This is a genomic window from Serratia sp. CY40230, assembly GCF_052168835.1.
Lineage (GTDB): Bacteria > Pseudomonadota > Gammaproteobacteria > Enterobacterales > Enterobacteriaceae > Serratia > Serratia nematodiphila.
Genome location: NZ_JBJNLX010000006.1, coordinates 151725 through 175511 on the forward strand (window position 1 = coordinate 151725; position 23787 = coordinate 175511).

The 23787-nt window shown below is 62.2% G+C and carries 21 protein-coding genes and 1 tRNA gene; 8 read left to right on the forward strand and 14 right to left on the reverse strand.

The window, feature by feature from the left end; genetic code table 11:
* Window positions 1–147 precede the first annotated feature (147 nt).
* Complete coding sequence (locus ACJ8IJ_RS20920) at window positions 148–1551, reverse strand: glycoside hydrolase family 1 protein (protein WP_275095314.1); 1404 nt, start codon at window positions 1549–1551, stop codon at window positions 148–150.
* Window positions 1552–1565: 14 nt separating this feature from the next.
* Entirely contained in the window at window positions 1566–3428 is a 1863-nt protein-coding gene (bglF, locus tag ACJ8IJ_RS20925) for a PTS beta-glucoside transporter subunit IIABC (RefSeq protein ID WP_442518880.1), read from the reverse strand.
* Between the two features lie 660 nt (window positions 3429–4088).
* On the opposite strand from bglF, the gene ACJ8IJ_RS20930 reads away from it, so the two are divergent.
* The gene (locus ACJ8IJ_RS20930; RefSeq protein ID WP_015376227.1) at window positions 4089–4838 is read left to right on the forward strand and encodes an NAD-dependent epimerase/dehydratase family protein; all 750 of its coding nucleotides are present in this window, start codon (window positions 4089–4091) and stop codon (window positions 4836–4838) included.
* A 33-nt stretch (window positions 4839–4871) separates the two neighbouring features.
* Here the strand turns inward: ACJ8IJ_RS20930 and ACJ8IJ_RS20935 are convergent, their stop codons facing one another.
* A complete protein-coding gene (locus tag ACJ8IJ_RS20935; RefSeq protein ID WP_004934092.1) occupies window positions 4872–6038 on the reverse strand; it encodes an MFS transporter in 1167 nt (388 codons plus the stop codon).
* Between the two features lie 364 nt (window positions 6039–6402).
* Here ACJ8IJ_RS20935 and ACJ8IJ_RS20940 point away from each other — a divergent pair, with 364 nt between their 5' ends.
* Window positions 6403–7503 (forward strand): alkene reductase, encoded by a 1101-nt coding sequence (locus ACJ8IJ_RS20940; RefSeq protein WP_442518879.1) that lies wholly within the window; start codon window positions 6403–6405, stop codon window positions 7501–7503.
* A gap of 20 nt (window positions 7504–7523) precedes the next feature.
* Here ACJ8IJ_RS20940 and ACJ8IJ_RS20945 read toward each other — a convergent pair whose 3' ends face one another.
* The 7 genes from ACJ8IJ_RS20945 to ACJ8IJ_RS20975 all read right to left on the reverse strand — a co-directional run bounded on the left by ACJ8IJ_RS20945 (window position 7524) and on the right by ACJ8IJ_RS20975 (window position 14146).
* Window positions 7524–8279, reverse strand: a complete 756-nt coding sequence (locus ACJ8IJ_RS20945; RefSeq protein WP_239664281.1) for a nucleotidyltransferase domain-containing protein — start codon at window positions 8277–8279, stop codon at window positions 7524–7526.
* Between the two features lies 1 nt (window position 8280).
* On the reverse strand, window positions 8281–8793 hold the full coding sequence (locus tag ACJ8IJ_RS20950) for an Mpo1 family 2-hydroxy fatty acid dioxygenase (protein ID WP_049187099.1): 513 nt from the start codon (window positions 8791–8793) through the stop codon (window positions 8281–8283).
* A gap of 71 nt (window positions 8794–8864) precedes the next feature.
* Window positions 8865–9308, reverse strand: coding sequence for a universal stress protein (locus ACJ8IJ_RS20955; protein WP_015376224.1), 444 nt, complete (start codon window positions 9306–9308; stop codon window positions 8865–8867).
* A 21-nt stretch (window positions 9309–9329) separates the two neighbouring features.
* Window positions 9330–10103 carry a siderophore-interacting protein gene (locus ACJ8IJ_RS20960; RefSeq protein WP_015376223.1) on the reverse strand — a complete coding sequence of 258 codons (774 nt, stop codon included), beginning with the start codon at window positions 10101–10103 and terminating at the stop codon, window positions 9330–9332.
* Window positions 10084–11529, reverse strand: a complete 1446-nt coding sequence (locus tag ACJ8IJ_RS20965) for an efflux transporter outer membrane subunit (RefSeq protein WP_442518878.1) — start codon at window positions 11527–11529, stop codon at window positions 10084–10086. Before ACJ8IJ_RS20965 ends, ACJ8IJ_RS20960 begins: the two co-directional genes overlap by 20 nt.
* Window positions 11526–12569, reverse strand: coding sequence for an HlyD family secretion protein (locus ACJ8IJ_RS20970; RefSeq protein WP_004934076.1), 1044 nt, complete (start codon window positions 12567–12569; stop codon window positions 11526–11528). The genes ACJ8IJ_RS20965 and ACJ8IJ_RS20970 overlap by 4 nt, the downstream gene beginning before the upstream one ends.
* Before the next feature lie 41 nt (window positions 12570–12610).
* Window positions 12611–14146: an MFS transporter gene (locus tag ACJ8IJ_RS20975; protein ID WP_004934074.1), complete on the reverse strand. Its 1536-nt coding sequence runs from the start codon at window positions 14144–14146 to the stop codon at window positions 12611–12613.
* Window positions 14147–14286: 140 nt separating this feature from the next.
* Here ACJ8IJ_RS20975 and ACJ8IJ_RS20980 point away from each other — a divergent pair, with 140 nt between their 5' ends.
* Window positions 14287–15189 carry a LysR family transcriptional regulator gene (locus ACJ8IJ_RS20980; protein ID WP_442518877.1) on the forward strand — a complete coding sequence of 301 codons (903 nt, stop codon included), beginning with the start codon at window positions 14287–14289 and terminating at the stop codon, window positions 15187–15189.
* Between the two features lie 199 nt (window positions 15190–15388).
* On the forward strand, window positions 15389–15727 hold the full coding sequence (locus ACJ8IJ_RS20985) for a colicin E1 family microcin immunity protein (RefSeq protein WP_004934067.1): 339 nt from the start codon (window positions 15389–15391) through the stop codon (window positions 15725–15727).
* 147 nt (window positions 15728–15874) lie between these two features.
* Here ACJ8IJ_RS20985 and ACJ8IJ_RS20990 read toward each other — a convergent pair.
* The 3 genes from ACJ8IJ_RS20990 to ACJ8IJ_RS21000 all read right to left on the reverse strand — a co-directional run bounded on the left by ACJ8IJ_RS20990 (window position 15875) and on the right by ACJ8IJ_RS21000 (window position 18686).
* Window positions 15875–15969 (reverse strand) — tRNA-Sec (locus ACJ8IJ_RS20990).
* A gap of 98 nt (window positions 15970–16067) precedes the next feature.
* Window positions 16068–17411: an esterase-like activity of phytase family protein gene (locus ACJ8IJ_RS20995; RefSeq protein WP_442518876.1), complete on the reverse strand. Its 1344-nt coding sequence runs from the start codon at window positions 17409–17411 to the stop codon at window positions 16068–16070.
* A 75-nt stretch (window positions 17412–17486) separates the two neighbouring features.
* Window positions 17487–18686: a cyanate transporter gene (locus ACJ8IJ_RS21000; RefSeq protein ID WP_075201108.1), complete on the reverse strand. Its 1200-nt coding sequence runs from the start codon at window positions 18684–18686 to the stop codon at window positions 17487–17489.
* A 126-nt stretch (window positions 18687–18812) separates the two neighbouring features.
* On the opposite strand from ACJ8IJ_RS21000, the gene ACJ8IJ_RS21005 reads away from it, so the two are divergent.
* From ACJ8IJ_RS21005 to ACJ8IJ_RS21020, 4 genes are all read left to right on the forward strand, one after another.
* The gene (locus tag ACJ8IJ_RS21005; RefSeq protein WP_049187094.1) at window positions 18813–19667 is read left to right on the forward strand and encodes a LysR family transcriptional regulator; all 855 of its coding nucleotides are present in this window, start codon (window positions 18813–18815) and stop codon (window positions 19665–19667) included.
* A 129-nt stretch (window positions 19668–19796) separates the two neighbouring features.
* A complete protein-coding gene (locus tag ACJ8IJ_RS21010) occupies window positions 19797–21185 on the forward strand; it encodes an amidohydrolase family protein (RefSeq protein WP_442518875.1) in 1389 nt (462 codons plus the stop codon).
* A 100-nt stretch (window positions 21186–21285) separates the two neighbouring features.
* Window positions 21286–21837, forward strand: a complete 552-nt coding sequence (locus tag ACJ8IJ_RS21015) for an isochorismatase family protein (RefSeq protein ID WP_004934049.1) — start codon at window positions 21286–21288, stop codon at window positions 21835–21837.
* A 2-nt stretch (window positions 21838–21839) separates the two neighbouring features.
* Complete coding sequence (locus tag ACJ8IJ_RS21020) at window positions 21840–22763, forward strand: GlxA family transcriptional regulator (RefSeq protein ID WP_154871858.1); 924 nt, start codon at window positions 21840–21842, stop codon at window positions 22761–22763.
* Here the strand turns inward: ACJ8IJ_RS21020 and ACJ8IJ_RS21025 are convergent.
* Window positions 22758–23750 (reverse strand): acyltransferase, encoded by a 993-nt coding sequence (locus ACJ8IJ_RS21025; protein WP_442518874.1) that lies wholly within the window; start codon window positions 23748–23750, stop codon window positions 22758–22760. The two genes, ACJ8IJ_RS21020 and ACJ8IJ_RS21025, sit on opposite strands and share 6 nt — an antisense overlap.
* Window positions 23751–23787: the final 37 nt, after the last annotated feature.

Here is a 23787-nt window from a genome sequence, read left to right on the forward strand (position 1 = left end):
CGAGGTAATAAGCTTTTCATCATTATTATATTTCTCCGCATAACGGCTGACTGCGGGCAACAGCATTCCCTGGGAGAGAATTTCCCATCATGAACAGCAGCGAATAACGTTAGGTTAACGCCCGGCGCTTGCCGCCGGGCTGAAGGGTTAGCGTCGGTCTTTCAGGCTGGCGCCGTTGCTGTGGATCACATCGCGGTACCAGTAGAAACTCTTCTTGCGGCGGCGCTCGAGGCTACCGTTGCCGGCATCGTCCCTGTCGACGTGAATGAAGCCGTAGCGCTTCGACATTTCGGCCTTCGAAGCGCTGACCAGATCGATCGGCCCCCAGCTGGTGTAGCCCATCACCTCGACGCCGTCGTCGATCGCTTCCGCCACCTGCACCAAATGATCATTGAGGTAGTTGATGCGGTAATCGTCGTTGATGCTGCCGTCGGCCTCGACGCGGTCTTTGGCGCCCAGCCCATTTTCGACGATGAACAGCGGTTTCTGATAGCGGTCGTACAGCACGTTGAGCAGGTAGCGCAGCCCGATCGGATCGATTTGCCATCCCCACTCCGAGCTGGCCAGATGCGGGTTCGGCACCATATCGAGAATGTTGCCGCGCGCCGTCTCATACTGCTCCGGGTCGGCGGTGACGCAGCCGCTCATGTAGTAGCTGAACGAGATGAAATCGATGGTTTCACGCAGCGTTCGCCGATCCTCCTCGGTGATCGCCACCTGAATGCCGTTTTCACGGAAGAAGCGCTGCATATAGGCCGGGTAATAGCCGCGCGCCTGCACGTCGCCGAAGAACAGCCAGTCGCGGTTTTGCCGCTGGGTTTCCAGCAGATCTTCCGGCTTGCAGCTCAGCGGATACAGAATGCCGCCCAGCAGCATGTTGCCGATTTTGCCCTCCGGCACGATCTCGTGACAGGCCTTCACCGCTTTGGCGCTGGCCACCAGCTGATGGTGGATCGCCTGATAGATGGCGCTCTTGTCGCTCTCCGGCGGCAGACCGACGCCGGTGAAAGGCGCGTGCAGCGACATGTTGATCTCGTTGAAGGTCAGCCAGTGTTTGACCTTGTGCTTGTAACGTTCGAACACCGTGCGCGCGTAGCGCTCGAAGAAGTCGATGGTGCGGCGATCGCCCCAGCCGCCGTAGCGCTTCACCAGGCCGTAAGGCATTTCATAGTGCGACAGCGTGATCAGCGGCTGAATGCCGTACTTCGCCATCTCGTCGAACAGCCGATCGTAAAACGCCAGCCCGGCTTCGTTCGGCGTCTCTTCATCGCCCTGCGGGAAAATGCGCGTCCAGGCGATCGAGGTGCGCAGGCATTTGAAGCCCATCTCGGCGAACAGCGCGATATCCTGCGGGTAACGATGATAGAAATCGATCGCCACGTCCTTGATGCCGCTGTCGCCCGCCGTGCGCGGCGTGATGGCGCCGAAGATGCCCTGCGGCTGCAGATCGGAGGTCGACAGCCCCTTGCCGTCGGCCTGATACGCGCCTTCAACCTGGTTCGCCGCTACCGCGCCGCCCCACAGAAAATGTTGCGGAAACTTGCCGTTCATCGCTTGCTCCTCAATTAGCGTAATAAAGTCAGCAGCGGCGCCTGTTCCTGCACCGGAGACAGGCCGCTGGTCAACACGTCCACGTAATCATCGCTGTTGCTGATGATGATCGGCGTGGTGGTGTCATAGCCGGCGGCATGGATCGCCGCCTGGTCGAACTCGATCAGCAGATCGCCCGGGGCGACCCGCTCGCCTTCCCGCACGTGGGCGGTGAAATGCGCCCCGTCCAGCTTCACGGTATCGATGCCGACGTGAATAAGAATCTCCGCACCGTCGTCCGATGCGATGCCGATGGCGTGTTTGGTTTTGAACAGCGACGCCACGCTGCCGCTCACCGGCGCCACCACGCGCCCCTGCTGCGGCGCGATCGCCACGCCTTTCCCCAGCAGGCCGCTGGCGAAGGTCGCGTCGTTCACCTGATCCAGCGGCACGATGTCGCCGGCGATCGGGCTGAGGATCGCCTGCTTGCGGTTAAGCGGCACGGCGGCTTCAGGCTGCGCCGCGTCTTCCGCCGGCGCAACGCCGAACAGATAGCTGGCCAGCGCGGCGAACACGAACGACAGCAGGGTGCCGCCGATCGCGCCCCATACCGTGGCGTCGATGCCGCCGCCGGGGATGATCTGCGCGAAGGTGAACACGCTCACCAGGCCGAACGAGTAAACCGAAGTATGGAAGTAGCCGATCACCGCGCCGCCCAGCGCGCCGCCGATGCAGCCGAAGATGAACGGACGCTTGTTCGGCAAGGTGACGCCATACACCGCCGGCTCGGTGATGCCGAAAATTCCGGCGCCGATGGCCGAAGCGGACAGCGCCCGCAGTTTGGCGTCGCGAGTGCGCAGCATCACGCCCAGCGTGGCGCCGACCTGCCCCATCACCGCCGGCAACAGCAGCGGCACCATGGTGTCGCGCCCCAGCACGCTCAGGTTGTTGATCATCAACGGCACCAATCCCCAATGCAGGCCGAAGATCACGCACACCTGCCACATCGCCCCCATAAAGGCGCCGGCGATGATCGGGTTAAAGGCGTAAATGCTCTGATAGCCGTTGGCCAGCAGGTGGCTGAGCCAGGTTGCCGCCGGGCCGATCAGCAGGAAGGTCAACGGCACAGTGATCGCCAGGCACAGCAGCGGCGTGATGAAATTGCGCAGCGCGCTGTGGATCACCCGGTTAAACAGCGGCTCCAGGCGGCAGGACACCCAGGCCGCAAAGATGATCGGGATCACCGACGAGCTGTAGTTGATGAAGGTCAGCGGAATGCCGAAGAAATACTCGCGCACCGCGCCCGGCTGCTGCGCTGCTTCGAAGGCCGCCATCATCAGCGGGTGCGTCAGCGCGCCGCCGATCGCCATGGTGACGAACGGGTTGCCGCCAAATTTTTTCCCGGCGGTATAGCCGAGCATGATCGGGAAGAAGTAGAACAGCGCGTCGCTGGCGGCGAACAGCATTTTGAAGGTGCCGCCGCTTTCCAGCAGCCAGCCGCAGGCCAGGCTCAGCGCCAGGAAGCCTTTCAGGATCCCCGAAGCGGCCATCACCCCAAGCAGCGGGGTAAAAATGCCGGACACCAGATCGATAAAGCGGCTGAGCAGGTTGTCTTTTTTGCCGCCCGCGTCGTCGCTCGGCGCGCCTTCGGCCAATCCGCCAACGCGGTTAACCGCGTCGAACACCTCCGCCACGTGGTTGCCTACCACCACCTGGAACTGGCCGCCGCTTTCCACCACCATGATAACGCCCGGATTTTTCTTCAGCGCTACCGCGTTGGCGCGATTGTCGTCGCGCAGCTTGAAACGCAGGCGGGTAGCGCAATGCACCAGGCTTTTCACATTGTCGCGGCCACCGACGCCGGCCAAAATCTCACTGGCTAATGTGTCATATTTCATACTGTTATCCTTAGACTTCGCGTTCTGCCGCTCCCCGCCCCGCGCTGGCCTGGCGCTGAGGCGAAATTCGGCGCAAAAAAAAACCTAAACCTCGCGGCCTCTGCCCCATCGGGGAACAGAAACGCGAGGTTTAGGTTTTGCCTGCCGTAGCAGTAACAACCCTAAATCGGTTGAGTTATGACGTTAACACCGCGGATTTTGCCGGGGCAAGCCTTTGCGTCGGCAAATTGCCGAACTGTGATCGGGCGGGCAAAACCGAACTGAGGTACCAAATAAGGCCTGTCGCCCTCTATCGGCTTCAGCACAGCAGTGATATATCGCGCAGGCGGAATAGAGAGGGGGCGGAATATCGCCCGCTTCAGGAAAAAACATAAGATTAACTAACCTAATAATTCACAGTCAGGCGAAAGCAAAGCGCTCGTCCATCCACTGTTAATCCCCGCTTTTTTGGTCGCAATCGGCAATCCATAAGGCAAATAGATCGCCAAACTTGATTGCGCATCGTTAACATTCCACGATATTCACCCGCGCAAAAATCACCATGCGCAATTGATAATGGTGAAAGAAACATCAGAATGACTAATTAAAACGACTGGACAAAAGTCACGCGGGCGATTATTACTGGTCAACGCGTAATCGATTGTAAGGATGACAGCGACCATGACGTTGCGGACTGAGTTGGGACGGATTCTGATCACCGGCGCCGGCGGCCGGGTAGCCACGGCGTTTCGCCAGGCGATGGGCGATCGCTACGCGCTGCGGCTGGCGGAAAGGGATGTCAGCCTGCTGCACGATCTGCAGCCCGGCGACGAAGTCATCAGCTTCAACATCGCCGATCTCGACGCCTGCCGCGCGGCCTGCGCCAATATCGACACCGTGTTGCACCTGGCCGCCGATCCCTCCCCCGATGCCGACTTTTGCGGTTCGTTGATGGACAACAACATTCTCGGCACCTTCAATATTTTCCGCGCGGCGAAAGACGCCGGCTGCCGCCGGGTGGTGTTCGCCAGCAGCGCACAGGCGGTGGAAGGCTATCCGCTCGATTACCAAATCCGCCCGGATGACGCGCCGAAACCGAAAAACCTGTACGGCGCCAGCAAGGCGTTCGGCGAAGGCATCGCCGCCTACTTCGCCCATCAGGAAGGGCTTTCCGCCCTGTCGGTGCGCATCGCCAACTTCACCACCCTCAGCCCGGGCGATCGGCTCAGCGCCCGCGACATGAGCGCGTTTCTCAGCCATCGCGATGCCGCCGATCTGCTGGAGCGCTGCATTCGTGTCGACGGGGTGCAATATGCGGTGGTGCACGGGGTTTCCAATAACCGCTACACGCGTTTATCGCTGGAAGAGACCCGTCGCCTGCTCGGCTACGCCCCGCAGGACGATGCGTTCAGCCTGCTCGGCTTTGAGTGAGCGCGGCGGGGAACCCCGCCGCACGCTGTCGTTTTAACCGTTGGCGTAGGCCACTTTTTCGGCCTGACGGTGGGTGAACAGCACCAGCAGCAGCGCCAATCCGGCAATAATCGCCCCCATCACCGGCACGAAGCTGTATCCCAGCCCGGCGGAGACTACCGCGCCACCGGCGGCGGCGCCCAGCGCATTGCCCAGGTTAAAGGCACCGATATTGACCGAAGACGACAGCCCCGGCGCTTCACTGGCGACACGCATCACGCGCATCTGCAGCGGCGGCACCACGGCAAAGGTCGCCGCGCCCCAAATCACCATGCTGACCGCAGCGCCGATTTCACTGCGCGCCAGGAACGGGATCACCAGCATAATGACCACCAGCAGCAACAGGAAACCTTTCAGCGTCGCGCTTTCGGAGCGGTCGGCGAACTTGCCGCCGAGGTAGTTGCCGATGGAGAAACCGACGCCGATCAACACCAGCATGGACGTCACGAACAGCGGTGTCGCATCGGTGATGTGCTGCAACACCGGCGAGATATAGGTATAGAGCGTGAACATCGCGCCCGCGCCCAGCACGGTCGTCAGCAAGGCGGACAGCACCTGAGGGCGCACCAATACCGACAGCTCGCGTTTCACATCCGGACGCGCGCCGGCGCTGCCTTGCGGCAACGAGAACCACAGCCCCAGCATGGCGATCACGCCCAGCCCGGCCGTCGCCAGGAACGACATGCGCCAGCCGATGGTTTCACCCAGCCAGGTCGCGGCGGGCACCCCGCCGATATTGGCGATGGTCAGGCCCATAAACATGGTCGCCACTGCGCTGGCCTGTTTCTCCTTCGGCACCACGCTGGCGGCCACCACCGATCCGAGGCCAAAGAACGCGCCGTGGTTCAGGCTGGTGATGATGCGCGACAGCATCAGGGTGGTGTAGTCAGGCGCAACGGCCGACAGCACGTTACCCAGAGTAAAGATCGCCATCAGGAAGATCAGCGCGCTTCTGCGTGCCCGGTGAGAAAGCAGCAACGTCATCAGCGGTGCGCCGACCATCACGCCGACGGCGTAGGCGCTGATCAACATGCCGGCCATCGGGATGGAGACGTCCACCCCTTTGGCGATGGTCGGCAGCAACCCCATCGGGGAAAACTCGGTCGTGCCGATGCCGAACGCCCCCACCGCCAGGGCTAATAAGGGAAAGTTAATTTTCATTCAACAACTCCGGTTAACCGCTGCCGAAGCGCGGGAAAGTTAAGATGCCAAAAGTATGACATTGATCACACCAAAGATAAGCCGGCGGGAGGCTAAAAGACTTTTGCGATTTTGTTAAAAATCGTGGGGAAAAACAGCAGCCGACTCTATCTCAACCACGCGCCGACAGGCAATAGCCGCCGTCGCCCGAGCGCACATCGGGTTCATTCCCGCCACCTGCGGCAAGCCGGCGGCTACCGCAACTATTGAACACAGAGCAAAAGTGTTTTGTTATTGTGCGCGTTTTTAGAATTAAACGACGAAATATAATGGCCTCAGTAAAACATCAATGCCCTACGGCCCCATTCACACAGAGGGAAGCGTCATGCTTTTTGACTCGTATTCTTTAAACGGTTTATCGCTGAACAATCGCATCGTCATGCCGCCCATGACCCGCTCTCGGGCCGGCGCCGGCGACGTCGCCACCGACATGATGGCTGAATATTATGCCCAGCGCGCCAGCGCCGGGCTGATCGTCAGCGAAGGCACGCAGATTAGCCAGCAAGGCCAGGGTTATGCCTGGACGCCCGGCATTTACACCCCGGAACACATCGCCGGTTGGAAAAAAGTCACCGACGCCGTACATCAGGCCGGCGGCAAGATCTTCGCGCAGCTTTTGCACGTCGGCCGCGTGTCGCATACCATTCTACAGCCAGGCCACGCCGCGCCGGTCTCCTCCTCCGCCATCCAGGCCGATGGGGTCAAGGTATTTGTGGATGTCGAAGGCCGCGGGCCGGAACATGGCGTGGGTGAAATGGTGCAACACTCCGCACCGCGCGCCTTAACGCGGGAAGAAATTCCGGCGATCGTCAATGACTACGCTCAGGCGGCCCGCAACGCCATCGCCGCCGGTTTCGACGGCGTAGAGCTGCACGGCGCGAATGGCTATCTGATCAATCAGTTTATCGACTCGCGGGAAAACCAGCGCGACGACGAATACGGCGGTTCACTGCAAAATCGCCTGCGTTTCCTGCGGGAAGTGGCGCAGGCGGTAGCGGACGCCATCGGTAAAGAGAAACTGGGCGTGCGCCTGGCGCCGCTGACCACCCTGATGGGCTCGCAGGACGACACCCCGGAAGCCACCTATCTGGCGGCGGCCAGCGTGCTGAACGATATCGGCGCCGCTTACATTCACATCGCCGAAGCGGACTGGGATGACGCCCCGGTGATGCCGGCGGCGTTCAAAGAATCACTGCGCCTGATTTTCCGCGGCACGCTGATTTACTCGGGCAAATACACGCGTGAACGCGCTGAAGAAGCACTGGCCAAAGGCTGGGCGGATCTGATCGGCTTCGGCCGCCCGTTCATCGCCAACCCGGATCTGCCTCACCGCCTGCAACACGGGCTGGCGCTGAATGCGCCCATTAAAGAGAAATTTTTCGGCGGCAGCCGGGAAGGCTACACCGATTACCCGGCGATCGGGTAACGCTCGCCGACAACGCCGGCTCAAGCCGGCGTTATTTTTTTCTGTGCTTCGATCCACTCAAGAAATTGCATCATTCTGTCGCTAAAATCCGCGTCATTCGCCTCCCCTGCCGCGTGCGCTAACCAATAGTCCATTTCATCGCGCTGCTCTGCATAAAGCGCCAACAGCTGATCGGCATAGTCGGTTAGCGTTATCGGCCAGAACGGGCTCCCCTCGGCGCGCAACATATTGGTGGCGCGGATCAGCTTTCTGGCCGCTTCGCGCTTTAAGCGCCTCTCATCCGATACCGTCCTTGCCTGCAGCAGTTGCTCCCGATAACGCGCCAACGCGGGCCGTAAATCAGCATTGACCGCCAGCGCGATGCTCCGATCGGGACGAAACAGCGAAAAAGCGGCGGACACGTCTTCGCCCCACAGGCATCGGCAGTGATGCTTCAGCCAAAATCCCCAGGAATCGTGATGCTCCGGCGCCAACGCTTCATCAACGCTGCCGATGTCAAAGTCGACCTTGCTCACGATCCGCTGCTCCAGCTGAAAGGCTTGCCGCCACGCTTCAAGGCGCTGCAACGCCCCACTATCGGCCGGCTTGATGAGCAACAGCGTGATGTCCAGATCGGACACGCCGGGAAGGGCTTCGCCGCGCGCGACGCTGCCGTAGAGGTAAATGCTGTGGATGAGCGCCGGGAATTGGCGCGGCAGCCCCGCCGTCAGCGCCTCCAGCAGCGGGATAAAAGCCTGCTGCAGCGGAAATGTCGTCACCGTGGGAATCAACGCCACCTCATCCCCTCCCATTGCGCACTTTGCCCGCGCGCAGTTCGATGTTCCGCTGCAGTTCGCGCAGCCCGCCGGCCAGGAAGCAGGCTTCCGCCAGCACGAACAGCGGGCCGATGATAAGGCCCGTCACGTCGTCCATAAACGCCGGTTTTCGCCCCTCCCAGAAATGCCCGACAAACTGAAACAGCCAGCCGATGACGAAGCCGCCGATGCCGACGCTCAACCACGCCGCCGTCGACAGCGACGCCACCCAGGTACCGAACCCGAGGCACAGCAGCAGCAACGCCAGCATCATGATGCCAAGGCGCAGGTTCAGCCGCAGGTAATAGAGCGCCGAGACGATAACCGCCGCGCAGGCCGGCGAAAACGGCAGCCCTCCCGCGCCCCACGCCGGCCGGGAGAGCAGCGCCAGCAGGCTGATGACGATCAGGGGGATACCGATAAAATGCGTGGCGATATTGCGCGTATCGCGGTGATAGGCGGCATAAGCGGCAAGGTGATCTTCCAGACTTCGCATGTTGACCTCCGGTATGTGCGGCCTTCGTCGCCGAACGCGCGCAGCCGCATGCGGCTGCCCTTACCCATAGCTTAGCGCGGGATCACCAATACCGGTTGACCGATCTCATCCAGCAGGCCACGCGTGACGGAAGCGTTCAGCCAGCGCCCCAACGAAGACAGGTGGCGGTGCGAGATGATCAACAGATCGCAGTTGAACAGCGCCATCTGTTCCGGGATCACCTCGATGGGCGACCCCGCGGCCAGCAAGCCCTGGGCATTGAAGCCCTGCTGTTTCAGCGCCCGCGTCACCTGCCCGACCTGCTTTTCCGCCAGCGCTTCTTCCCGTTGGGCGGCGGGATACTCCTCGCGCTCATCGCTGTCGAAACGCAGGCCGCTGCGGCTGAGCGTGAAGGCATTGTCCACCACCGTCAGCACAATCACGCCGCCGATGCTGCCTTGCAGGCGCGCCATAAATTCCAGGGCGTTGCCGCTGTGTTCAAAGCAGTCCACCGCCAATAACACTCTCTCAATCATAACCATCCTCACTCGCCCGAGTTAAATCGCGCCCTTGAAATTGGCTTCGCCCTTTTTCCAATAACCTTTGGCAAACAAGGCGGCGCGGGAAATGCCCATTTCGTTGATAAAACGCGCCTTCAGATAGGCGGCGACCTGGTGCTCGCAGGCCAGCCACACCTGCCCTTCGCCGGCCGGCAGCTCGCAATGGCTGACGGCCTGCACCAGCGGACTGTTCATCACGCTGTCGAAATGTCGGGTGCGGATTTGCCAGCTGTTCACCTGCAAAAAGGAGCAATCGACGTCCTGGATCTCCTGCGCATCGCCCACCTCGGCGAACCACAGCACCGGCAACGGGGCGGAGAGCGAGGCGATAATGGTGCGCATGGCGGGCAGCGCGGTCTCATCGCCCAGCAACAGTAGCCAGCGAGTTTGCGGCAACAGCCGGAAGCCGCCGGAGCAAGGGCCGGCGAACCCCAGCTTGTCGCCCGGCATCGCGTCGCGCGCCCAGTTCGACGCCGGGCCTTCGCCGTGCAGCACCATGTCGATATCGAAGGTGCGGGCGAGTTTGTCGATGCCGCTCAGGGTGTAGGCCCGCCCGGCCAGCGTGTCGCGCCACGGGAAGAACACCTTGACCCAGCTGGCCGGCTCCTGCGCGCGCGGATCGGCGATAAACTTATCCACATCGTCGCCGCTCAACGTGATGCGCCTGATCCGAGCGGTGACTTGCCGCACGGCGCTCACCCGGGCCTCCCGTTTGCGGCGGGTGTCCCTTTCCAGCATCTCGTCGACAATCTTATTCAGCGTGTTGTGCATCAGCCTTCTCCTGTGGCGCCGCAGACGGGTAGGTGAGTTCCCAGCCGCCGCCCAGCGCTCGATAGATATTCACCACGGCGATCGCCGTCTCTTCCTCTGAAACAATTTGCGCGGACTGCAGATCCAGCAGCGCGCGCTGCGTGCTCAGCACGTGGATAAAATCGCTGGCGCCGTTCAGATAGCTGTCGCGCGCCAGCGCAAACGCGTGCCGGTTGGCGGCCAGCGCCTCGGCCAGGTGCGTCTGGCGGCGCTGTTGGGCGCGATAGCCGGAAAGCGCGTCGTCGATCTCGTGCCAGGCACGCAGCACCGTTTGCTGGTAGGCGATGGCCATTTCCTGCTGGCGATATTCGCTCAGGCGTACCCGCTGGGTGATTTTCCCTCCGTCGAACAACGGCAGATACAAAACGGGGCCGATGGCGAAGGTATGCGTGGACCAGCTGCCCATATCCGACAAGGCCAATGCCTGGTAGCCCGCGTTGCCGGTCAGCGTGATGCGCGGGTAGTAGTCGGCGGTGGCGACGCCGATCTCGGCGGTCGCCTGATGCAAACGCTCCGCCGCTTCGCGAATATCCGGCCTGCGCAGCGCCAGATCCGACGGCACCCCCATCGGCACCGCGCGCGCCAGCGTCGGCAGCGGCCCCGGCGGCGACAGCATCGCGTTCAGCGCGCCCGGCCGCTCGCCCAACAACAGGCCGATGGCGTTAATCAGCCGTTCTTGCCGGTCGGCCAACGTCGGCAGCAGGGCATCCACCTGCGCCAATTGCACCTGCGCCTGATCGATATCCAGTTCGTTGCCCGCGCCGCTTTGATAGCGGCTTTGCGTCAGCTGCAGCGTACGCAGCGCCGTAGCACGGTTTTCCTGCGCCACCGCCAGCTGCTGCTGCGTGGCGCGCAGGCGCAGATAGTCGCTCGCCACCTCCGCCGTCACCGACGTCAGCAGCGCGCGCCGATTCTCCTGCGAAGCGGCGAAGCCGGCGCGCGCGCTTTCCGAGGCGCGGCGCAGCTTGCCCCACATGTCCAGCTCCCAGGCGGCGCTGAAGCCGCCGCGCCAGAGGTTGTAATCCGCCTCTCCGCCGTTGCCGGACGGATCCATGCTGCCCACCGAGGTAGCTCGCTGGCGCTGATAGGCGCCGTCCAGGCTCAGATCCGGCATCAGCGCCGCCTCCGTCACCCCCAGCAGGGCGCGGCTCTGTTGCAGGCGCGCCGTGGCGAGCTGCAGATCCAGGTTACCGGCCGCCACGCGCTGCACCAGCTGCGACAGCGGCGCATCGTTGAATATCGACCACCAGACCACCGGCAATGCCCCGCCGCCGGCCTGCTCACCCCAGCTCTCGGGCAGCGCGCTCTGCGGCCGAGCGTAGTCCGGCCCTACCGCCCGGCAGCCGCTCAGCGCCATCAACAACAGCGGGATCACGGCTCTGTTCATTGCAGGCCTCCGTCCAGCGTATTGATGCTGACGTCCGCAGACATGCCGACGCGCAGGGCGCTCAACAAGGCGGCATGCTCTTTGTTGATATCAAATACAATTTTCACCGGGATGCGCTGCACGATCTTGGTGAAGTTGCCGGTGGCGTTCTCCGGCGCCACGGCCGCGAAGCTGACGCCGGAAGCCGGTGCGATGCTGTCCACCTGCCCTTTCAGCGTTTGGCCGGGAAAGGTATCGATATGGATGTCTACCGACTGCCCGTGCGCAATGTTTTCCAACTGGGTTTCCTGGTAGTTGGCGATGATGTACAGCTTGTCCTGCGGCACGATGGCCAGCAGCGCATCGCCCGGTTTGACGAACTCCCCGACCCGCAGACTTTTCTTGCCGATCACGCCGCCGATCGGCGCGGTGATGCGGGTGTAAGACAGGTTCAGTTCGGCCATCGCTTTCTTGGCCTGCGCCAGCATCAGCTCGGCATCGCTGTCCGCCAGCTTGGCCTGCAGCACCTGCTCCATGTTTCGCGCCGCTTTGAGCGTCGCCTCCGCCTGCGCCACATTGGCGGAAAGCGTGTGCACCCGCGTTGTCGCCTGCTGCGCCGCCTGCTGCGACCCCGCGCCGCTGCTGGCCATTCTCTGGTAGCGGTTCTGCTCCTGACGCGCAAACGCCAGCTCCGCCTGCGCCGCCTGCCGCTCCGCCAGCGCGGCGGCGATCAGCGCGCTCTGCCGGGTGAGGTTGGCCCTGGCGTCGTCCTGCCGGGCGCGGGCGGATTGCTCCTGCGCCGTCGCCTGCGCAAGGGCAACGTTGAATTCACGCGGATCGATCACCGCCAGCAACTCCCCCTGTTTAACCCACTGGTTGTCCCTGACCAATACCTGCGCAATTTCACCGGCAATCTGCGGAGAAATACGCGAGATATCGGCGCGAATATAGGCGTCGTTGGTATTCTGCTGTGTCTCTTTAATAAAAAACTTATTCATTAATAACCCCAGCGTAATGACGGTAACCGCCAATACGGCGACGGCGACTTTTTTGTTAGCCATAAAAGTGACTCCACTTAATATTTATTTCTGATGATAAAATGTCAGGCGGCGACCGAACGCGGCGGATAAATACGGGTCGGCATAACTAAAATCAGCGCGGTCAGTAATAACGCCAGGCCGGCAACCAACAGATAAAGATCGGCGCTGGCCAGCACGTGGCCCTGCCGGGCGGCAAGCTGCGCCAGCTGCTCCGCCGACCCCGATGCGCTGCTGTAGGCCGAGCCAAAACCGTCGGCGATCGTGCCGGCGTGATAGTCCCCTCGCTGTCGGCTGAGCAGCGCGATGGCGCCGCCGGCCGCGGTGGCGGCGAAGCCCTTCACCGCGTTAAACCAGGCCGCCGCAAACGGCCCGTCGGTCGGCAACAGCCCACCGGTCGCCTGCATCAGCAGGGGGATGATCGCCATCGGTTGCGCGACCGCCTGCAACAGCGCGATAACGCGAAACGTCTCGCCGTTCCATTCCGGCGTCAGCTGGGCGGCCAGCACGCAGGCGGTGGCCATCAACAGCAGGCTGATCGCCAGTACCCAGCGGCAATCCACCCGCGGCGTATTGCAAATAATGGCGACAATCGGCAGCGTAATTAATTGCGGCAACGCCACCCACAGCATTAAGTCGGAAGTTTGTTCCTGACGATAGCCCTGAATCGCGGATAAATATCCCGACGTAATATTGACCAGCGACACCATAATTAACAGCACGCCACCCAGCGTAATTAAGGAGAAAGACAAATTCCTTTTGCTTAATAGCTGCAAATTAAAAAAAGGCAGCGGGTGATACCATTCGTTAATCAGAAATAACGCCAATAATCCGCCGCCGCCCAATAATAAAACGTAGATCAGCGGCGAGTTCAGCCAGTCGAGCCGCTCCCCCTGTGAAATGCCCACCGTCAGCATGCCGAGCGCCATGCCGCCGAGCAGCAGGCCGCGCCAGTTGAACTGCCGCAGGCGCTCCAGCCGCAGAGGATCCTGCGGCAGACCGTAGCCGATACACACAGCGGCAATCGCCATCAGCGGCAGGTTCCAGTAGAAGTACCCACTCCAACCCCAGTGAAAGGCGAAAGCGGCGGCGGTGGCGCCCAGCGTAGCGCTCCAGGCCGAGACCCAGCCGTAGGCGCCCAGCCCCAACACCTTGATCAGCGGCGGCATAAAACGCAGCACCACCGTCATCAGCATCGGCGGCAACGCGCCGCCGGCGAAGCCCTGCAGGCTGCGCACCGCCAGCAACACGCCATACTGTTCTCCCAACCAGGGCGTCAGCAGCCCGCCGGCCAGGTAAATGCCGCACATCGTCAACGCCACCCGGCGCAACGAAAAGGTCGGCCAAAAACAGGGTGTGAACCCGGAACCGATCACAAAGCCGGTAACGTAACAGGTGGTCAGCCAACTGCCGGCATCGAAACTCAGCAGCATGCCGCCCTGTATATCCGCCAGCGCGAACTTGCTGGCGTTTTCCCCCACGCCGCTGGCCATCACCGCCAAAAACACGCCGAACAACCCCAGCCAGGTGCGGCCGTTGATTTCGCCGGCGCTGGCGAGCCACCGATTTTTGTGGTGCGGCGTAACAGACACCTCAACCATTCCCCACTCCTGCTGTTTCAGCCTCAATCTTTGTTGTCGTGGGCAGTATCCGGACTTATTTCGATTGTTTAAAATGAAATGATGTAATTAACTAATTGCACAAAACGCAATCCATTGAACGCACCACCACCGGAGAGGCCATGCCGCAAAAAATTGATTTCAACCTGATCTATGCGCTGAATCTGCTGCTGGAAGAAGGGAGCGTGAGCGGCGCCGCCGAGAAGATGAACCTGAGCGCGCCGGCGATGAGCCGCATTCTGGGGCGCATCCGCCGGCAGTTCGACGACCCGATCATGGTCAGGGCCGGCAAGCATCTGGTGCCGACGCCGCGCGCGCTGGAGTTGAAACGCCAGCTCGGCGATATCATCGAACAGGCCGCCGCGCTGATCGCGCCGAGTGAATCCTTCGAGCCCGGCAAGCTGACCCGAACCTTCACCATTCGCGCCAACGACATTTTTATCGGCGCGCTGGCGGGCGGCTTGCTGGAGACGCTGCGGGACATGGCGCCGTTAAGCGGCCTGAAGTTTATCGCCGAAAGCGACGGCGAAGATGACGCGCTGCGCAGCGGCAAGGTGGATCTGGTGATCGGTTCCTCACGCGACTGGCACCCGGAAATTAAGACTCAGAGCCTGTTCACCAGCACCTTTCAGGCGCTGGTGCGCCCTGGTCACCCGATCATTGGCCAGGTAACGCCCGAAACCCTGACCCATTACCCGCATATCAGCGTTTCTCGCCGCGGGCGCACGCAGGGGCCGATCGACGACGCGCTGCGCGATCTTGGCCTGCAGCGCAACGTCGCCCTGACCCTGCCGGGCTTCCATTCGGCGATGATGCTAACCATGAAATCAGACTTTATCCTGCCGCTACCGCGCCACGTGCTGCAGGGAGTAAGCAACATCCACCTGCCGTTGGCTGAGATCGAGCTGCCGCTCGAGCTGGAATCGGTGTTTATCGTGCAGGCCTGGCATCCGTGCCTCGATCGCGACCCGGCGCACCGCTGGCTGCGGCAGACCATCAAGCAGTTCTTTTTGCAGAGGGAGTGAGGGGGTTAGGGGTTGGGGAGAAGAGACGCTCGCGGCAGAACCCAAATACGCCTGCCAGATAAGCCGGTAATATGGCATTTTGCCGAAGCCCTGCGCATACTCAGACGTCTTGGGTAAACCGAGCGGCGCGGGCAATGGCATCGATGTTCCATTTCGCCAAGCACGAAACAGAAAGGAACTCATGCGCAGGGAGGCGAAAATGACCAAAGTGTATTATTGGAAAAGTCAGGCGTGGGGCGTGACTTACTTTTTTATCGCGCTTTATTACATCTATTCTTTCCAGGACATGGTGAATATCGCACTTTCGTTGATCCTCTCCATCCTGAGCTTTTTACTGTATCCCTGTGCTAAAAAAGGCACTGAAACGGCCGCCCTGCAGTTCACGAGTGAAGAATTTTGGCACCGCGGACTGTTCGCCGATACCATAGGCAAAAATGGCGTGCTGATCCTGTATTATGCATTCTGTTATGTCATGGCCCTGCCGCTGGGCGCCCTGTATCTGCTTGCCCTGTTTCTCAGAAATAAAAAGGCCGCGTAAGCGGTTTTTACGTCAACGGCTTACTGCCTCATAGTCCTTCTTCATGAACGTTTCTTCTACCCACGCAAGCTGCACTAACACAAAGCGAAAGAAGCAAACTCACTCTACCGGAGCCGACAATCACAGAGGAGGTTGGGAGATATTGATTGGCGGAAGATCACAGGAGTCGAACCTGCCCAGGACCGCTGGCGGCCCCAACCGGATTTGAAGTCCGGCCGCCCCACCGGGGACGAGGATCTTCCTTGGAGAAGATAAGAAGCAAGGCGCTGATTATAGCGCAGTTTGTTCGCTGCGCTAAGCGGGAAATGGCGGCCGCCGGCGATTCGGCGGCCGGGGGGAGCTACTTCAGGAAATCCTTCACGTCCAGCAGGATGAACTCGTTGTCATCCGCCATATTGGGCTGGCGGCTGGAGGAGAACGGGAAGTTGTTGTCGTTGCCGACGATGATGTGGTTGTCGTCCACAACGTCCACGTTCTCGATGGTGAAGAACGGGAAGGTCAGCACGCCGTCGTTCAGCGGCTTGCGCGCCAGCTTGTTTGGATCCTGAATGTTCATCAGGTCGATATAACCCAGTTTCTCGACCGGTTTGCCGACGTTGGCGTCCGAGAAAGCGATTTTATACACTCGCTTGAACTTGGCTCCTTGGCTGAAGCAGTTGTCGGTTGGCGCACCGGCGGCGCAGGCTTTGTCCGGCGTGCCTTCGCCGTTGTCGCGCTCGATCACCAGCCCGTGGGTGGCGTCGATCATGTTGAAGTCGCCGATGGCGTTTTGGTTGTCTTCCAGCACGTACTGCCAGCTGCGGCCGGTCCAGGCCTGCCGTTTGACGTCAAACTCCAGCACCCGCAGGTAGCGTTTGCCGCCGACGTTCTCGAACTGCTCGCCGTCCCACAACGCCCCTTCCAGCAGCGGGTACAGCTTGCTGCCGTCCGGAGAGGCGGCCATGCCTTCAAAGCCTTTGGAACGCGCCACCTGGAAGTTCTGTTTGCCGTCCGGCGCGCCCGGCAGGGTCAGCGTCGGGTTGTCCGGCGATTTCACCACCTTGCCGTCCACCTGAGTGTCGAACACCGCCAGCACTTTGCCGTTCAGGTCGGCCTTGATCAGGTAAGGCCCAAATTCTTCGCCGATCCACAAGGCATCGTCGGCAAACTGGAAGCTTTCCGGATCGAAATCGCTGCCGGTCAGATAGCGCTGCTCGGTGCTCTCGTTGATGATGTGGAACGGCACCTTTTTATCCGGATCGTGCAGGAACACTGTCTTCAGCGGCGCAACCGTGCCGTCTTTGAAATCGATCTTGTAGTGGTTGAGGTACAGCATGGCGTCCGGGGAGTTGGCCTTGCTGCCGAAACCGTTGTCGGTCAGCACCCAGTAGGTGCCGTCGGGCATGTGTTTGATGCCGGAGTGGCCCTGCAGCGGCTGGCCGTTGATCGGCAGGCCGATCCCGGTCAGGCGGTCGGCCGATTTGCCCGCCACGCTGCCCAGCTCGGTGACGCGTTTGCCGCTGGTGTATTTGCCGCTCTGTTGCAGATCACTCGGTGCATCTTTCGGCGTGGAAACGGCGGATTTTACCGGCAGCAGCGCATGCCCGGCCAGCGTCGCCTGCACCGGCTGCGCCTCGGCCCACAGGTTGGCGCTCAGCGCCATGCAGCCGACCAGCAGCGCCAGCCGGGTTTTGGTGTTGTGCATGTCATTGTCCCTTTTCGTTGTTATCGCCCAGAAGTAAAAGCAACGTCACTATAGGGAGCGGCAATGACAGAAATATTATTCGGCGAATGCCCGCCGGTAGCTGTGCGGGTGGAAGCGCCAGGTAATGGCGATCAGCACCACCACCAGCAGCGCATGGATTTGCCAGTCCAGCACGAAGCCGCCGCTGTAGTCACGCAGCAGGCCGGAGAGGTAGGGCGTCACGCCCGCCAGCAGAAAACCGACGCCCTGCATAAAGGCCACCAGCCGCCCGGCCGCCGCCGGCTGGTGCAGGTGATCGAGCGCCAGCACCAGGCACAGCGGGAACGCGCCGCCCAGCCCCAGCCCGGAAACCAACACCCACAGCCACGGCAGCGTCTGCGGCAGGTAAATCAGACCGATAAAGCCGATCAGTTGCATCATCAAGGCCAGCAACAGCAGCGGCCGCCGGTCATGATTGCGCGCCAGCGCCGGCAGCAGCAGCGCGCCCATCACCTGGCCGAAGGTCATCAGCGCCAGCAGCGAACCGCTGGCCTGCGGCTGCCAGCCGAGCTGCATGTAATACGGCGGCAGCCAGGCGATCAGGCTGGTATAACCGCCGTTGATCAGGCCGAAATAGGCACCGAGCAGCCAGGCGCGCCGGTTGCGCAGCAGGCTTGGGCCGCGGTGTTCTCCCGCCGCGCCCAGGCGAGACAGCCCGCTGCTGACCGGCCACCAGGCCAGCAGCGCCACCAGGGCCGGCAACGCCCACCAGGCCAGCGCGCTGTGCCAGTCGCGCCCCGTACTCATCAGCCATGGGGTGATCGCCGCCCCCAGACCGCCCCCCCCCATCAGCGCCGCCGACCACAGCCCGGCCACCAGCGCCATGCTTTTGAGGAAGTGATGCTTGATGATGCCGGGCATCACCGCCTGGATCACCCCGATGCCGAGCCCGCCCAGCACCGCGCTCATTAACAGTTGCACGCTGCCGGGGGCCAGTTCGCGCCAAAGCGCGCCCAGCCCGATCGCCAGCAGGCTCAACGTCACGGCGCTGCGTTCGCTGAACAGCCGATTGATGGCGCCGCCCGCCAGCGCCATCAGCCCCATCATCAGCACCGGCAGCGTGGTCAACAGCGCCGCGCCGCCAAAGCTCAGCCCGGTGGCCTGGCGCAGCGTCGGCAGCAACGGGCCGATCGAGGTCAACAGCGGCCGCATGTTCAGGCCGATCAACACCAGCGCCAGCAACAGGGGGTTGAACCAGCGACGTGGAGAAGGTGAATTAACAGAATGATTTAACACGATATATTCCTGGTACTGCGAAATGAAGAGTGCGGCGTCACAGCGCGATCGCCGCAGCGTTGCGTTACTGTAGGCAACGCCGCTAGTATTGGGAAATTAAATAATAAAATAGCCAACAGTGGGAAAATGAATCGCTACCCGATGTTCAATCCGCAGCTGCTGCTCAGCTTCGTCGCCGTGTGCGACAGCAACAGCTTCACCCGCGCCGCAGAGCGGGTGTTTTTGTCGCAGTCCACCGTCAGCCAGCAGGTGCGTCGGCTGGAAGAGATGTTGGGCAAACCGTTGTTTGAACGCTCCTCGCATCAGGTGCTGCTGACTGAAGAAGGCGTCAAGTTGTTGAGCTACGCGCGCCGCATCATCGCGCTGAATGAAGAAGCCCACGACGCGCTGACCGGCATCTGGCGCGACGGCGTGCTACGGATCGGCATGCCGGAAGATTTCGCCGTGCCCACCACCGAGCTGCTGGCGGAATTCAGCCGCGAGCACCCGCACCTGCGGCTGGACGTCGCCAGCGGCCTGAGCGCCGATCTGCACAGCGCCTACGCACGTGAAGAGCTGGATCTGATCCTGGTGAAGCAGCGCCGCCAGCAACCGCCGCGCGCCGCGCGGCCGGAACCGCTGCTGTGGCTGGACAGCCTGGCCTTTCCGGCTATCGAGCAATCGCCGGTGCCGCTGGCGGTATTTCCACTCAACGGCCTGTACCGCGACGAGCTGTGCCAGGCGCTCGACAACCTCGGCAAACGCTGGCGCATCGGCTACAGCAGCGCCAGCCTGGCGGCGCTGACCGCCGCTTCGGCCGCCGGGCTGGGCGTCACCCTGCTGCCGGCCGGCTGCCGTCTGCCCGCGCATCGGGTGCTGGGCGAAGCCGAAAGATTGCCGCCGATAGACAGCTTCGAACTGGCGCTCTACTACCGCGACGGCGCCCCCGCCGCCACGCTGGCGCTGGCCCAGCGGCTGACGGTGTTTTGCGGGTTGATATAAACGCCGGCGCACGCCGGTCATTACCAAATCGAATAGTCACCAGTGGCAAATGTCGCTGCCAACCGGCCGGTTCCTCTCCTAAATTGGAGGATGTTTTCACTCCCTCACCTCTGGATTAAGGAACCGAACGTGGAAAACCCTCAACAACCGGGCCGCAGAGCCTTCCTCAGCCAAACCGGCAAACTCACCACCGCCTGCGCGGTGATCGGCTTGACCGGCGGCGTGGCACAGGCCGCGTCTCTTGGCGGCGAGCAGTGTGCGCCAACGCCGATGACCCTGACCGATCGCCACTACTGCCTGAGCGAGGTGCGGCTGGAAGACGGCTTTGAATACGACGGCGACACGGTGATCGGCACCCGCACCGCGCTATACACGCTTGAGATCAAAGACGGCAAGATCGCCGCCATTCACGCCGCCAACGCCGCGTTGCCCGCCGTCGTGCCCCGCTATCAGGCGCAGGGTCGGCTGCTGCTGCCGGCGTTTCGCGATATGCACATCCACCTGGACAAAACCTTCTACAGCGGCCCGTGGCAAGCGCCGCGCCCGCGCCAGGGCAAAACCATCATGGACATGATCGCGCTGGAGCAGACGCTGATCCCGAAACTGCTGCCCACCTCGCAGCAGCGGGCGGAAAATCTGATCGCCTTGCTGCAGTCCAAAGGCAGCACCGTGGCGCGCAGCCACTGCAATATCGATCCGGTCAGCGGCCTGAAAAGCCTGGAGCACCTGCAGCGCGCGCTGGAAAACCACCGGGCGGACTTCAGCTGTGAAATCGTCGCCTTCCCGCAGCACGGCCTGCTGCACTCCAGGGTCGATGCGCTGATGCGCGAAGCGATGCAGATGGGCGTGCAGTACGTCGGCGGGCTCGATCCGACCAACGTCGACGGCGCGATGGAGAAATCGCTGGACGCCATGTTCCAGATCGCCCTCGATACCGGCAAAGGCGTGGATATCCACCTGCATGAAACCAGCCCGGCCGGGGTCGCCGCCATCAACTACATGATCGCCACCGTGGAGAAAAACCCGGCGCTGCGCGGCAAGGTCACCATCAGCCACGCTTTCGCCCTGACCACGCTGACGCCGGGCGAACTGGCGGAAACCGCCACCCGGCTGGCGGCGCAGCAGATCACCATCGCCTCCACGGTGCCGATCGGCAGCCTGATGATGCCGCTGCCGCAGCTCAGCGAGAAAGGGGTGTTCGTGATGACCGGCACCGACAGCGTGATCGACCACTGGTCGCCGTTCGGCACCGGCGACATCCTGGAAAAGGCCAACCTGTACGCCCAGCTGTACCGCGGATCCGACGAGTATCACCTGTCGCGCGCCATGGCCATCGCCACCGGCGGCGTGCTGCCGCTGGACGATAAGGGCCAGCGCGCCTGGCCGAAAGCCGGCGATGCCGCCGAGTTCGTGCTGGTCAACGCCAGCTGTTCCGCCGAGGCGGTCGCCCGCCTGCCGGCGCGCAGCGCCGCCTTCCATCAGGGGCGCCTGGTGGCTGGCCAGGTGAGCAAAGCTTAAGGTCGGTCCGCTGTTGTCATCATGATGGCCGTTTTTGGCCTTCTGCCAGAGTAAAGCGCGGCGCAAGATGGTCGCCACACACACTGGCGGAGGGCCGAAAATGTCACAGAGCGCGCTATTGATCATCGATGTCCAGCAATCATTCCAGCACCGTCCATTCTGGCAGGAGGACGATCTACCGGCGTTTCAACAGGCGCTGACCCGCCTGATCGCGGGCTGTCAGCAACGCGGCGCGGCGCTGGTCGACGTGCTGCACGTCTCGCCGCAGGGGCCGTTCTCGCTGGCTTCAGGCCACGTGCAGCGCCTGCCGTTCCTCACCCACCAGGCGGATATCACCGTGCATAAGCATGTACACAATGCGCTGACCGAATCCGGCCTCGACGCCTGGCTGCGCGAGCGGGATATCAACCACCTGATCATCTCCGGCATCCGCACCGAACAGTGCTGTGAAACCACCACCCGGGTGGCGTCCGATCTCGGTTATCGGGTGACCTTCGTCACCGAGGCGACGCTGACCTTCCCGATGCGCCATCCCGACGGTGAAGTCTTTACCCCCGCGCAGCTGAAGCGGCATACTGAAACCGTACTGGTCGATCGTTTCGCCCGCATCGCCAGCGTGGATGAGGCGCTGGCGCAACTCGCACAGGAGTAACCATGCCGCAGGCCGTCTATTTTCTGCTGTTGCCCAACGTGCTGTCGCTCGACGTCAGCGGCCCGGCGGAAACCCTGCGCCTCGCCGGGTCGTTCAGCCTGCGTTACCTCAGCCCGGCGCCGCAGGTCGTCTGCTCCATCGGCATGACGCTGAGCGGCCTGCCGCCGTTGCCCGAACGCCTGGAAGACGGCGCCATTCTGGTGTTGCCGGGCGTCGGCGATTCGCAGCGCTATTTCGCCGGTGAAGAGGCCGAGCAGGCCCGCCGCTGGCTGGCGACGCTGCGGCCCGATCTGCAGCAGCAGCGCATCACCCTGGTGTGCATCTGTTCCGGCGCGCTGCTGGCGGCGCAGGCCGGGCTGCTCGACGGCTATCAGTGCACCACCCACCACGACGTCATCGAACGCATCCGCCTGCAGGCACCGGCGGCGCAGGTGAAAGAGAACCGCATCTTCGTCGAAGACCGCGGCGTCTACACCAGCGCGGGCATCACCACCGGCATCGATTTGGCGCTGCACCTAGTTCACCGTCACTGCGGCTCCGGCCGGGCGCGCGACGTCGCACGCGACATGGTGGTTTATTTCCGCCGCGCCGGCGACGATCCGCAGCTGTCGCCCTGGCTGCGTTACCGCAACCACCTGCACCCGGCGGTGCACCGCGCGCAGGACGTGATGGCCGCCGAGCCGGAAGCCGACTGGTCGGTGCCGCAGGTGGCGGAGAAGGCGCACGTCAGCAGCCGCCATCTGGCGCGGCTGTTTCGCAGCCACGTCGGCATCAGCGTGCGGGAATATCATGAGCAGCTGCGGTTGGCGGTGGCGCAACAGCGCCTGCAGCAAGGGTATGGGTTGGAGAAGGCCGCGCTGGCGGCCGGTTTTTCTTCCGGGCGGCAGCTGCGCCGCGCCCAGCAGCGCCAGCGCTCGCCGCTATGACACCAGCCGGCGGGTATCCAGCCGCTGCAGGCCGACAGACAGCAGCAGGCTGAGCCCCAGCGCCACGCCGAACACCCAGAAGATATCCAGCAGCGGGTGGCCGGTGAAATCCAGGTGCCGGCTGCGCATCACGTTAACGATAAGGGCGTGAAAACCGTAAATCGCCAGCGAATGGCGGGAAAATACGCTCAGCCAGCCGATCGGCTGCGGCAAACAGTGTTTCACCCACACCAGCAGCGCCACCGCCGCCATAAACACCAGCGGGCCGCTGTAGATGTAGTAGGTATCGGCGAAGTTGCCGTTGATGAACAGCTGATGCTTGGTGCCGCGCGCGATCAGCGCCACGCACAGCGCAAATCCCAATGCCGCCAACCAGCCCACGGCGCGCCCGCGCGCCTCCATCATGCCAATCGCCCGCCCGGCCAACGCATACAGCAGGTAGTAGAAGGTATCGCCGTAGATATACAGGTTAACCGGCAGCAGGTGCACGTTGCCGAAGGTCAGCTTGTCGGTATTCGGGTTGGCGATCGCCGCCAACACCACCAGCGCGGCGGCCAGGTAGCGACGCGACACCGGCTTGACGCTGATCAGCGGCGACAGCAGGTAAATCACCGCGATGGCGTAGAAAAACCACAGGTGGTAAAACACCGGCTTTTGCAGGATGGCGCGCAGCGACGGCCAGAAACCGATCTTGGTAAAGGCCGCGATATAGATCAGCGCGATGGCGCTGTAGAACAGAATGCAGCAGGCGATGCGGGTGAAATGCCGCCGGCCGGCGCTCTTTTCGCCGAAGAACAGGTAGCCGGAAATCATGAAGAACAGCGGCACCGATACGCGCGACAGTGAGTTCAGCACGTTGGCGATGTCCCAGTTGTGCAACCCTATCGCCGCGCCGTTGGTGACGTAATAGGTGGTGGCGTGGATCATCACCACCATCATGCACGCCATCGCCCGCAGGTTGTCTATCCAGCCGATTTTCTCGCTCAAACGCTCGCCCGATCTTGTGTCATATTGATATGTTAAT

Excerpts from the sequence above, each read along its gene's own strand:
- ACJ8IJ_RS20985 (WP_004934067.1), top strand. The coding sequence starts at position 15,389 with ATGACCAAAGTGTATTATTGGAAAAGTCAGGCGTGGGGCGTGACTTAC.
- ACJ8IJ_RS20995 (WP_442518876.1), bottom strand. The coding sequence starts at position 17,411 with ATGCACAACACCAAAACCCGGCTGGCGCTGCTGGTCGGCTGCATGGCG.
- ACJ8IJ_RS21015 (WP_004934049.1), top strand. The coding sequence starts at position 21,286 with ATGTCACAGAGCGCGCTATTGATCATCGATGTCCAGCAATCATTCCAG.
- ACJ8IJ_RS20930 (WP_015376227.1), top strand. The coding sequence starts at position 4,089 with ATGACGTTGCGGACTGAGTTGGGACGGATTCTGATCACCGGCGCCGGC.
- ACJ8IJ_RS20940 (WP_442518879.1), top strand. The coding sequence starts at position 6,403 with ATGCTTTTTGACTCGTATTCTTTAAACGGTTTATCGCTGAACAATCGC.
- ACJ8IJ_RS20955 (WP_015376224.1), bottom strand. The coding sequence starts at position 9,308 with ATGATTGAGAGAGTGTTATTGGCGGTGGACTGCTTTGAACACAGCGGC.
- ACJ8IJ_RS20935 (WP_004934092.1), bottom strand. The coding sequence starts at position 6,038 with ATGAAAATTAACTTTCCCTTATTAGCCCTGGCGGTGGGGGCGTTCGGC.
- bglF (WP_442518880.1), bottom strand. The coding sequence starts at position 3,428 with ATGAAATATGACACATTAGCCAGTGAGATTTTGGCCGGCGTCGGTGGC.
- ACJ8IJ_RS20965 (WP_442518878.1), bottom strand. The coding sequence starts at position 11,529 with ATGAACAGAGCCGTGATCCCGCTGTTGTTGATGGCGCTGAGCGGCTGC.
- ACJ8IJ_RS20950 (WP_049187099.1), bottom strand. The coding sequence starts at position 8,793 with ATGCGAAGTCTGGAAGATCACCTTGCCGCTTATGCCGCCTATCACCGC.
- ACJ8IJ_RS20960 (WP_015376223.1), bottom strand. The coding sequence starts at position 10,103 with ATGCACAACACGCTGAATAAGATTGTCGACGAGATGCTGGAAAGGGAC.
- ACJ8IJ_RS20970 (WP_004934076.1), bottom strand. The coding sequence starts at position 12,569 with ATGGCTAACAAAAAAGTCGCCGTCGCCGTATTGGCGGTTACCGTCATT.
- ACJ8IJ_RS21005 (WP_049187094.1), top strand. The coding sequence starts at position 18,813 with ATGAATCGCTACCCGATGTTCAATCCGCAGCTGCTGCTCAGCTTCGTC.
- ACJ8IJ_RS20980 (WP_442518877.1), top strand. The coding sequence starts at position 14,287 with ATGCCGCAAAAAATTGATTTCAACCTGATCTATGCGCTGAATCTGCTG.
- ACJ8IJ_RS21020 (WP_154871858.1), top strand. The coding sequence starts at position 21,840 with ATGCCGCAGGCCGTCTATTTTCTGCTGTTGCCCAACGTGCTGTCGCTC.
- ACJ8IJ_RS20975 (WP_004934074.1), bottom strand. The coding sequence starts at position 14,146 with ATGGTTGAGGTGTCTGTTACGCCGCACCACAAAAATCGGTGGCTCGCC.
- ACJ8IJ_RS20920 (WP_275095314.1), bottom strand. The coding sequence starts at position 1,551 with ATGAACGGCAAGTTTCCGCAACATTTTCTGTGGGGCGGCGCGGTAGCG.